This is a genomic window from Methylobacterium gregans (genome assembly GCF_022179245.1).
Taxonomy (GTDB): domain Bacteria; phylum Pseudomonadota; class Alphaproteobacteria; order Rhizobiales; family Beijerinckiaceae; genus Methylobacterium; species Methylobacterium gregans.
The window spans coordinates 48,040-56,504 of record NZ_BPQM01000007.1; the positions used below are offsets into that span (position 1 = coordinate 48,040).

Annotated in this window: 11 protein-coding genes; 5 read left to right on the forward strand and 6 right to left on the reverse strand. The window is 72.1% G+C overall.

Annotated elements, in window-relative coordinates:
• Together ruvX and MFF54_RS01855 are read left to right on the forward strand one after the other, a co-directional pair.
• A complete protein-coding gene (ruvX, locus tag MFF54_RS01850) occupies positions 1-534 on the forward strand; it encodes a Holliday junction resolvase RuvX (RefSeq protein ID WP_238300827.1) in 534 nt (177 codons plus the stop codon).
• A 385-nt stretch (positions 535-919) separates the two neighbouring features.
• A complete protein-coding gene (locus tag MFF54_RS01855) occupies positions 920-1,063 on the forward strand; it encodes a hypothetical protein (RefSeq protein ID WP_238300829.1) in 144 nt (47 codons plus the stop codon).
• 3 nt (positions 1,064-1,066) lie between these two features.
• On the opposite strand, the gene dprA is transcribed toward MFF54_RS01855, so the two are convergent.
• Genes dprA through MFF54_RS01875 form a run of 4 tightly spaced genes read right to left on the reverse strand, consistent with a single transcriptional unit; the run spans position 1,067 to position 5,157 of the window.
• Positions 1,067-2,233 carry a DNA-processing protein DprA gene (gene dprA / locus MFF54_RS01860; protein ID WP_238300830.1) on the reverse strand — a complete coding sequence of 389 codons (1,167 nt, stop codon included), beginning with the start codon at positions 2,231-2,233 and terminating at the stop codon, positions 1,067-1,069.
• A 55-nt stretch (positions 2,234-2,288) separates the two neighbouring features.
• Positions 2,289-2,897, reverse strand: coding sequence for a glycerol-3-phosphate 1-O-acyltransferase PlsY (gene plsY, locus MFF54_RS01865; RefSeq protein ID WP_370880255.1), 609 nt, complete (start codon positions 2,895-2,897; stop codon positions 2,289-2,291).
• Positions 2,894-4,204 (reverse strand): dihydroorotase, encoded by a 1,311-nt coding sequence (locus MFF54_RS01870; protein WP_370880256.1) that lies wholly within the window; start codon positions 4,202-4,204, stop codon positions 2,894-2,896. The genes plsY and MFF54_RS01870 overlap by 4 nt, the downstream gene beginning before the upstream one ends.
• Positions 4,205-4,209: 5 nt before the next feature.
• Complete coding sequence (locus tag MFF54_RS01875) at positions 4,210-5,157, reverse strand: aspartate carbamoyltransferase catalytic subunit (RefSeq protein ID WP_238300831.1); 948 nt, start codon at positions 5,155-5,157, stop codon at positions 4,210-4,212.
• 160 nt (positions 5,158-5,317) lie between these two features.
• Here MFF54_RS01875 and MFF54_RS01880 point away from each other — a divergent pair, with 160 nt between their 5' ends.
• Entirely contained in the window at positions 5,318-5,974 is a 657-nt protein-coding gene (locus tag MFF54_RS01880; RefSeq protein ID WP_238300832.1) for an RraA family protein, read from the forward strand.
• 7 nt (positions 5,975-5,981) lie between these two features.
• Positions 5,982-6,818, forward strand: a complete 837-nt coding sequence (locus MFF54_RS01885) for a YdcF family protein (RefSeq protein WP_238300833.1) — start codon at positions 5,982-5,984, stop codon at positions 6,816-6,818.
• On the opposite strand, the gene MFF54_RS01890 is transcribed toward MFF54_RS01885, so the two are convergent.
• Together MFF54_RS01890 and MFF54_RS01895 are read right to left on the reverse strand one after the other, a co-directional pair.
• Positions 6,746-7,093, reverse strand: a complete 348-nt coding sequence (locus tag MFF54_RS01890; RefSeq protein ID WP_238300834.1) for a DUF3253 domain-containing protein — start codon at positions 7,091-7,093, stop codon at positions 6,746-6,748. The two genes, MFF54_RS01885 and MFF54_RS01890, sit on opposite strands and share 73 nt — an antisense overlap.
• The gene (locus MFF54_RS01895; protein WP_238300835.1) at positions 7,090-7,824 is read right to left on the reverse strand and encodes a DUF599 domain-containing protein; all 735 of its coding nucleotides are present in this window, start codon (positions 7,822-7,824) and stop codon (positions 7,090-7,092) included. The genes MFF54_RS01890 and MFF54_RS01895 overlap by 4 nt, the downstream gene beginning before the upstream one ends.
• A gap of 238 nt (positions 7,825-8,062) precedes the next feature.
• Here MFF54_RS01895 and MFF54_RS01900 point away from each other — a divergent pair, with 238 nt between their 5' ends.
• Positions 8,063-8,215: a hypothetical protein gene (locus MFF54_RS01900; protein WP_238300842.1), complete on the forward strand. Its 153-nt coding sequence runs from the start codon at positions 8,063-8,065 to the stop codon at positions 8,213-8,215.
• Positions 8,216-8,465 lie beyond the last annotated feature (250 nt).

Here is an 8,465-nt window from a genome sequence, read left to right on the forward strand (position 1 = left end):
ATGCCCGACCAGGACGCCCGCCGAGAGAACCGGTCCGAGGAGCTGCGCGCCTTCGCCGAGGCGTCCCGTGCGGGCGCGCGCCTGATCGGGGTCGATCTCGGCACCAAGACGATCGGGCTCGCGCTCTCCGACGTGCAGCGCCGCATCGCCTCGCCCCTGGAGACGATCCGTCGGGTCAAGTTCACGCCGGATGCGGGCCGCCTGCGCGACCTCTGCCTGAAACATCAGGTCGGCGGCCTCGTTTTCGGCCTGCCGCTCAACATGGACGGTTCGGAGGGGCCGCGGGTGCAATCGACCCGCGCCTTCGTGCGCAACCTGAAGCCGATCCTCGACCTGCCGGTGCTCTTCCAGGACGAGCGCCTCTCGACCGCGGTCGTCACCCGCGCGCTGATCGAGGCGGACGCCTCCCGGGCCAAGCGCGCGCAGCTCGTGGACAAGCTCGCCGCCGCCTACATCCTCCAGGGCGCGCTCGACATGATGCAGGCATCGGCGCCGGAGGATGGCGGTACCGACCGGTTTCCGGTCTTCCCGTAGCGGAGTGGACACGCCGGGGCATGACGGCGGGGCCGAAGCGATCGATCGGAAACCTTACCCGTTCCGGGACCCGTCGCGCGCGGCGGAACGCGCGCCGCGATCCTGATCGTCGCGGAACGCGGACGTCCGCCACGAGGGCGGGCACGTCATGCGGCCCTCGTAGCCGTCGAACCCGCCGCTGTAGGAGAAGCGGTTCAGGACAGCGTGCCGCGCGCGCTCCGACGCGGTCTCCGAGCGATAGCCCGCGCTGTAGGGTGTCCGGCTCCGACGCTGAATCTCAGTTCCGTTGCCCGAGCACGGTTCAGCCATTCCGGCCCTCCTCACGCATGACGCCGCGGTCCATGGTTCAATTCCCGATCGCGCACCCGCGTTGCATCGGATCGCCGTGCGCACGAGTCTGCTCCGACGGGTCGTCGGCCAAGCCTGCTGCCACAACCTGAAGCGGATCCTGTTCCGGAACAAGCACCCCTCGGAATCCCTGGACCGCGCGCTCCGCTATCTCGTGACGTACCAGCTGCTGGTCCGGTAGTCGTCAGCGGATCAGCGAGACCGCGCCGCTGCCGTGGCGCTCGATCCGGCCGTCGAGCTCGAGTTCGAGGAGCAGCGTCTGCACCGTGCGCACGCCGAGGCCGGTGGCGCGGGCGAGCGCGTCGGTACCGACCGGGCTCGGGCTCAGCGCGCCGATCAGCCGGGCGCGGGGATCGGCCGTCTCCTCCGGCTCAGGCGCGTCGAGACCGGTGGCGGGCACGGGCACCACGAGGCCGTCGAGGTCGATCTCGTCCCAGAAGACCGGCTGGTCGGCGAGGTCGGGGGCGTCCCGCGCCTCCGGCACCGTGCCGCCGACCAGCGGCGCGATGACCGCGAGGACATGGTCGACCTCACCGACCAGGGTCGCGCCCTGGCGGATCAGGTCGTTGGTGCCCTCCGCCCGCGGATCGAGCGGCGAACCCGGTACCGCGAAGACCTCGCGGCCCTGCTCCAGGGCGAAGCGCGCGGTGATCAGTGAGCCGGAGCGGCGCGCGGCCTCGACCACCACCGTGCCGTAGGCGAGGCCCGAGATGATGCGGTTGCGGCGCGGGAAATCGCGGCCCCGCGGCTCCCAGCCCATCGGCATCTCGGCGACGACGGCGCCGCCCGCCTCCACGATCTCGTCCACGAGGCCGGCATGGTTCGCCGGGTAGATCCGGTCGTGGCCGCCGGCCAGCACCGCCACCGTGCCGGTGCCGAGCGAGGCCTTGTGGGCGCGCGCGTCGATCCCGCGGGCGAGCCCCGAGACCACCGTCAGCCCGGCCTCGCCGAAGCCGCGGGCGAGCCGCTCGGTGAAGGCGCCGCCGAGTGCCGAGGCGTTGCGCGAGCCGACGATCGCGACCGCGGGCGCGGCGAGCGCGGCGGCGCTGCCCCGGATCGCCAGGAGCGGCGGAGCGCTGTCCGTGACCTGGAGCAGCCGCGGATAATCGGTCTCGCCGGTCGCGACGAGCCAAGCGCCGAGGCGCGTGGCGGCGGCGATCTCGTCCTCGGCCTCGGCCCGCGACGGCGGCGTCACGGGCCGCCCCTGGCGCCGGGTCAGCGCCGGCAGCGCGTCGAGGGCGCCGGCCGCGCCGCCGTAGCGGTTGATCAGGGTGCGGAAGGTGCGCGGGCCCACGCCCTCGGTGCGGATCAGCCGGAGCCAGTCGATGCGCTGCGCGTCGGTGAGCTGCATGGCATGGGTTCCGGACCGTGGTCCTAGGAACCCTATCACAGTAGTCTCGGTGCGTTCAGCCCTTCTGACCGATCCGTCCCTCGCTGCCGTCCATCAGCCGCCGGATGTTGGGCGCGTGCTTCCACCAGAGCAGGAGGCCGAGCAGGAGGAAGAGCAGCGCCTCCGCCGGCCGGCCGAGGGCCCAGAGCACGAGCGGGGTCGCGGCGGAGGCCGCCAGCGCGGCGAGCGAGGAGTAGCGGAGCGCGAAGGCGAGGCCGAGCCAGATGCCCGCGAAGGCGAGCAGCGCCAGCGGGCTGAGGCCCAGCAGCACGCCGATGAAGGTCGCCACGCCCTTGCCGCCGCGGAAGCCGAGCCAGACCGGGAAAAGGTGGCCGAGGAAGGCGCCGAGCCCGGCCGCGAGCATCGCGGTCTCGCTGACCTGGGCGGCGATCAGCACCGCGGCGGTGCCCTTCAGGGCGTCGCCGAGCAGCGTCGCGGCGGCGAGCCCCTTGCGGCCGGTGCGCAGCACGTTCGTCGCGCCGATATTGCCCGAGCCGATCGCCCGCACGTCGCCGAGCCCGGCGAACTTGGTCAGGATCAGCCCGAACGGGATCGAGCCCAGCGCGTAGCCGAGCGCGAGGCAAGCGGCGACCGCAGGGGTCGCGAAGTCGGCGGCCGCGATCACGCCGCCACCGCGATCTCTGGGAGTCGGTGCACGACGCGGCCACCGACGAGGGTCAGCACGGCCGCGCCCTGCAGGCGGGCCTCGTCGAAGGGCGAGTTCTTCGAGCGGGACTTCAGCTGCCGCTTGTCGAGGACGTAAGGCAGATCGGGGTCGATCAGCACGAGGTCGGCGGGCGCGCCGGCGGCGAGACGCCCGGCCTCGCGCCCGAGGATCTTGGCCGGGGCCACGGTAAGGGCCTGGATCAGGCGCGGCAGGCCGATATCCCCCGTGTGGACGAGGCGCATCGCGGCGCCGAGCAGGGTCTCGATGCCGAGCGCGCCGTTGGCCGCCTCCGCGAAAGGCAGGCGCTTGGTCTCGACGTCCTGCGGGTTGTGGTCCGAGACCACCACGTCGATCACGCCGTCCTTGAGCGCCTGCACCACGGCCAGCCGGTCGCTCTCGTGGCGCAGCGGCGGCGCGAGCCGGCAGAAGGTGCGGTAATGACCGATGTCGCCTTCGTTGAGCACGAGGTTGTTGACCGAGACGCCGCAGGTGACGGGCAGGCCGGCCTCCTTGGCCCGCCGGACGATCTCGACGGAATCGGCGCAGCTGATCATCGCCGCGTGGTAGCGGGCGCCGGTCAGCCGCACGAGGCGGATGTCGCGCTCCAGCATCACCGTCTCGGCCTCGCGCGGGATGCCCGCGAGCCCGAGGCGGGAGGCGAACTCGCCCTCGTTCATCACGCCCTCGCCGACGAGGTCCGGCTCCTCGACGTGCTGCATGATGAGCGCGCCGAAATCGCGCGCGTAGGTCAGCGCCCGGCGCATGACCTGGGCGTTCGTCACCGCCTTCAGGCCGTCCGTGAACGCGACGGCACCGGCCTCCTGCAGAAGGCCGAACTCGGTCATCTCCCGCCCCGCGAGGCCTTTCGTGATGGCCGCCGCCGGCAGGACGTTGACGCAGGCCGTGTCGCGCGCGCGGCGCAGCACGAAGTCGACGATGGCCGGCCCGTCGATCACCGGGTTGGTGTCGGGCATGCAGACGAGCGTCGTGACGCCGCCGGCAGCGGCCGCCGCGCTCGCCGAGGCCAGGGTCTCGCGATGCTCGGCGCCCGGCTCGCCCACGAAGGCGCGCAGGTCGATGAGGCCGGGCGCCAGCACGTTGCCGCCGCAGTCGATTCGCTCCGCGCCCTCCGGCGCACCGGGAGCGGCGCCGTGGGCCACGTCGGCGATGCGGCCCTCGCGGACCAGGACGGATCCGAGCGTCTCCCGGCCGGTGGCCGGGTCGAGCAGGCGGGCGTTGATGAGGAGGAGCGGACGCAGGGACATCGACATCACCCGTTCGGCAGGTGGCTCGCGAGGGCTTCGAGCACCGCCATGCGCACGGCGACGCCCATCTCGACCTGCTCGCGGATCAGCGACTGGGCGCCGTCAGCGATGTCGGAGGCGATCTCGACACCGCGGTTCATCGGGCCGGGATGCATCACCAGCGCGTCGGGCTTGGCCAGCGCCAGCTTGTCGCCGTCGAGGCCGTAATAGCGGAAGTACTCCTTCACGGAGGGCACGAAGGAGCCGTTCATGCGCTCGCGCTGGAGGCGCAGCATCATGACGATGTCGCAACCCCTCAGACCCTCGCGCATGTTGGTGAAGACCTCGACGCCGAAGCGCGCGATGCCGGCCGGCAGCAGCGAGGTCGGGCCGATCACCCGCACCCGCGCGCCCAACGCCTGCAGGCTGATGATGTTCGAGCGCGCGACGCGGGAATGCAGGACGTCGCCGCAGATCGCGACCTGAAGCCCCTCGATCCGGCCCTTGTTGCGGCGGATGGTGAGCGCGTCGAGGAGCGCCTGGGTCGGGTGCTCATGGGCGCCGTCGCCCGCGTTCACCACCGAGCAATCGACCTTGCGGGCCAGCAGATGCACCGCGCCCGCCGATTGATGGCGCACCACGATGATGTCGGGCCGCATGGCGTTCAGGGTCGCGGCGGTGTCGATCAGCGTCTCGCCCTTCTTCACCGACGAGGAGGCGACCGACATGTTCATCACGTCGGCGCCGAGCCGCTTGCCGGCGAGCTCGAACGAGGACTGCGTCCGGGTCGAGGGCTCGAAGAACAGGTTGATCTGGGTACGGCCGCGCAGCGTGGTGCGCTTCTTCTCGACCTGCCGGGAGATGTCGACGGCGGCGTCCGCCCGGTCGAGCAGGCCCTCGATCTCGGGGCGCGTCAGCCCCTCGATGCCGAGGAGATGGCGGTGGGGGAAGCTCGGGGGCGCGGCCTGGGTCATGTCGAGGGCCGGTGATAGGTCGCCGGGCCGGGCCGGGCAAGGGCGGCGGCGGCTTCACGACGGTTCGCGCACGCCTTCGTCGTGGCCGTCCTTGCCGCGCCCGTCCGGCGACCCACTTCGCCGGGGCCGAACGCGCCGTAGGCCTGCCCGAGGATTCCCCATGATCGACCAGACCCTGCGCGACGCGCTGCTCGCGGTGAGCCCGGCGAGCCTCACCCGGGCGCTCGTCCGCCGCGGCGTGCGGGCCCACGTCTTCGCGGGCCTGGAGGTCCGGTCATCGACTCCCGTTGCCGGGCCGGCCTACACAATGCGTCTGATCCCCGCCCGGGACGAGGCCGCGGGCGACCTCGCGCGGGCGATCGGGCAGGTGCCGGAGGGCGCCGTGCTGGTGATCGACGCGTCCGGGGCAGGCAGCGCCCTGCCCTTCGCCTCCATCCTCGCCGCCGCCCTGGCCCGGGCCGGCGTCGCCGGGCTCGTCACCGATGCGGGCCTCTCCGACGATCTCGCCCTGCCGGCCTGGGGCCGCGATCCGGGCCGGTCGCCAGGCGGCATGGGCCTCGCGCTGGCGGGAACGGGCGAGCCCGTCGCCTGCGCGGGCGCGGCGGTGCATCCGGGCGACATCGTGGTGGCTGGGCCGGACGGGGCCGTGGTCGTGCCCGCGGATATCGCCGAAGCGGTCGCGCTCGAGGCCGTCGAGCAGCAGCGGCTGGACCTCTGGCTCCTCAGAGAGGCGGAGAAGGGCACGGCGCTTGCCAGCCTGCTGCCGCCGGACACGGAGACCCGCGCCCGGTTCGAGGCCGAGACCAAGACTCTTTGAGGCGACGATGTTCTTCCCCGCCTCGAAGCTCGTCTTCTTCCTGTTCACTCCGTCGAACTTCCTGATCCTCTGCGTCCTCGCGGGCGCCGCGCTCTTCGGCCTCGGCTGGCGCGGGACGGGCGGCTTCCTCGTCGTCTTCGCCGGGATCGGGCTGGCGCTCGGCGGCCTCTCCCCGCTTCCCGCGCTCGCGATGCTGCCGCTGGAGGAGCGCTTCCCGCGCTTCGAGGACGACGGCCAGCCCGTCACCGGCATCATCCTGCTCGGCGGTGGCATCGAGACGCGCATCGCCACCGCACGCGGTCAGTTCGTCGGCAACGACGCGGACGAGCGGCAGACCTACGCGGCGGCGCTGGCCCGGCGCTACCCGCAGGCGCGCCTCGTCTTCTCGGGCGGCAGCGGCAGCCTGCGGGGCGGCGGCGACAGCGAGGCGGACATCATCAGCCGCTACGCCGACACGCTCGGCTTGCCGCGCTCGCGCCTCATCCTGGAAGGCCGCTCGCGCAACACCTACGAGAACGCCCGCTTCAGCGCCGAGTTGGTCCAGCCCAAGCCCGAGGAGCGCTGGCTCCTCGTCACCTCGGGCTGGCACATGCCGCGCGCGGTCGGCTGCTTCCGGCAGGCGGGATTTCGCGTGACCGCCTTTCCGGTCGATTACCGCACCGGCGGCTGGGGCGACCTCTTCCGCTACAACGGCTTCGCCTCGGACGGGCTGTTCCAGCTCGATCTCGCCGTGAAGGAGTGGATCGGCCTCGCGGTCTACCGGTTCGCCGGCTACACCTCCGGCTGGCTCCCGGGGCCGGAGGATGCCGCCCCGACCCCCGCGACCGCGGACCCGAGCCGGTAGACCCCGCGGAAATCGTCCGGATCGACCGGGCGGCCCTTGCGCAGGATCGCGATCCGGCCGGCCTTGGCCAGCCGCACGGCGATACGCCGGACCGGCTGCATCAGCTTGCCCCACCCGTCCGGATGCGGGCCGCCGAGCGCGCGGGCGACCTCGGACGGGCAGACCGTCTTGCCCGCGCCGCGCCCGTCCACGAGGTCGAGCAGCGTCGTCTCGATCAGGCCCTCGTCCACGGACTGGCCGGGCTTCCTGTCCGAACTCTTGCCGGGTCCGCTCATCGCGCGCTCTCCTTCAGCACCTCGTCCTCCTCCAGAAGCGCGCTCCGGATCTCGGAGGCGAACTGGCGGCGCCACATCACCAGCACCGCCGCGGCGGTGGTGAGCATCAAGAGGTAGGGGCTGACGAACCAGCCCAGATAGGCCAGGGCGAACAGAAAGGCGCGCTGACCCCGGGCGAACTGCTTGCCGGCGGCGATGTTCATCGCGGCGGCACGGCGGGCGGCCCGCAGGGTCGCGGCCTCGCCCGCGTCCGAGCCCTTCGGCGGCACCGCCCCGATCAGGATGGCGCCGTAGTTGAACAGCCGGTAGGCCCAGGCGAACTTGAAGAAGGCGTAGACGAAGACGACCGCGAGCCCCGCCACCTTGATCTCCCAGGTGAGCCGCGTGGCGGTGCCGCCGATCGCCAGCGCGCCGAACAGGTTCAGCACGTCGTCGCCAGAGCGCGAGAGCGTGAGCACACCGCCGAGCGCGATCAGCGTCGTCGAGGCGAAGAAGGCGGTGCCGTTCTGCAGCGAGGCGTTGATCGTGGTGTCCACCACGCGGTTGTCCCGCTGGATCATCTGGCGTGCCCAGATCTCGCGTTGCCGGTTCATCAGCTGTGACAGCGAGACCATCCGGCCCCGCAGCCGCCCGACCGAGAGCGCATAGCTGGTCCAGGCGGCGATGAAGAACAGGAGCGCGCCGAGGTCGAGCGGCGAAAATGCCGCCGCGGCGGTCTTCAGGTCGGTCATGGTCTGCCGGAGGATCGTTGCCGCGGGGGCATATCAGCCGCGTGCCGGGGCCGGAAGCCGTCCCCGGTAGAAGCCCGCGCCGCCGGAGCGTGCGAGGGGCCGCTCGCGACGCAAGTGGGCTGTGCAGCGGATTCAACAACGGGCCAGCGACGGGGGTGCGGATGATGGCCGCCGGTTCCTGACCTGACTTCCCTGTCGGCAATATCTTATGGCATCTCGGCTAGAAGTCTTTGCCTGTATGCAAAGTCACATGGGCGCGATCGTGGTGGCTCAGCAGGTTAATCTCTACGAGGGGCCGAACCTCTACCTGAACGCGAACTACGGCCAGACGAGCGTGCCAGTGCCCAAGGGCGTGGGCCCGATCTCGGGCAAACTCCTGCTGTCGCAGTAGACGCGTTCGCGCGCACGGCCACGGTGCTGTCGGCGAGGCCTTTGGTCATCCTCAGCGATGTCCGTTTCCAGATTGTCTGCGGTCGGCGGTGGATGCCGCCCTCGCACGTTCGGAGGCGGTCCTACGACAGGATGCGGAAGCCGGCGGATGCCACCTCGGGGCGCCCCGTCGCCGCGACGTCCGTGACGCGCGCGCCAGGCGGTCCCTCCCGACAGGCCGCCAGCATCGCGTCGACCGCGGCCTCGGGCCC

Bases quoted from the DNA above. Each gene is read 5' to 3' on its own strand.
- ruvX (WP_238300827.1), top strand. From the start codon at position 1: ATGCCCGACCAGGACGCCCGCCGAGAGAACCGGTCCGAGGAGCTGCGC.
- dprA (WP_238300830.1), bottom strand. From the start codon at position 2,233: ATGCAGCTCACCGACGCGCAGCGCATCGACTGGCTCCGGCTGATCCGC.
- MFF54_RS01870 (WP_370880256.1), bottom strand. From the start codon at position 4,204: ATGTCCCTGCGTCCGCTCCTCCTCATCAACGCCCGCCTGCTCGACCCG.
- MFF54_RS01875 (WP_238300831.1), bottom strand. From the start codon at position 5,157: ATGACCCAGGCCGCGCCCCCGAGCTTCCCCCACCGCCATCTCCTCGGC.
- MFF54_RS01880 (WP_238300832.1), top strand. From the start codon at position 5,318: ATGATCGACCAGACCCTGCGCGACGCGCTGCTCGCGGTGAGCCCGGCG.
- MFF54_RS01885 (WP_238300833.1), top strand. From the start codon at position 5,982: ATGTTCTTCCCCGCCTCGAAGCTCGTCTTCTTCCTGTTCACTCCGTCG.
- MFF54_RS01890 (WP_238300834.1), bottom strand. From the start codon at position 7,093: ATGAGCGGACCCGGCAAGAGTTCGGACAGGAAGCCCGGCCAGTCCGTG.
- MFF54_RS01895 (WP_238300835.1), bottom strand. From the start codon at position 7,824: ATGACCGACCTGAAGACCGCCGCGGCGGCATTTTCGCCGCTCGACCTC.
- MFF54_RS01900 (WP_238300842.1), top strand. From the start codon at position 8,063: ATGCAAAGTCACATGGGCGCGATCGTGGTGGCTCAGCAGGTTAATCTC.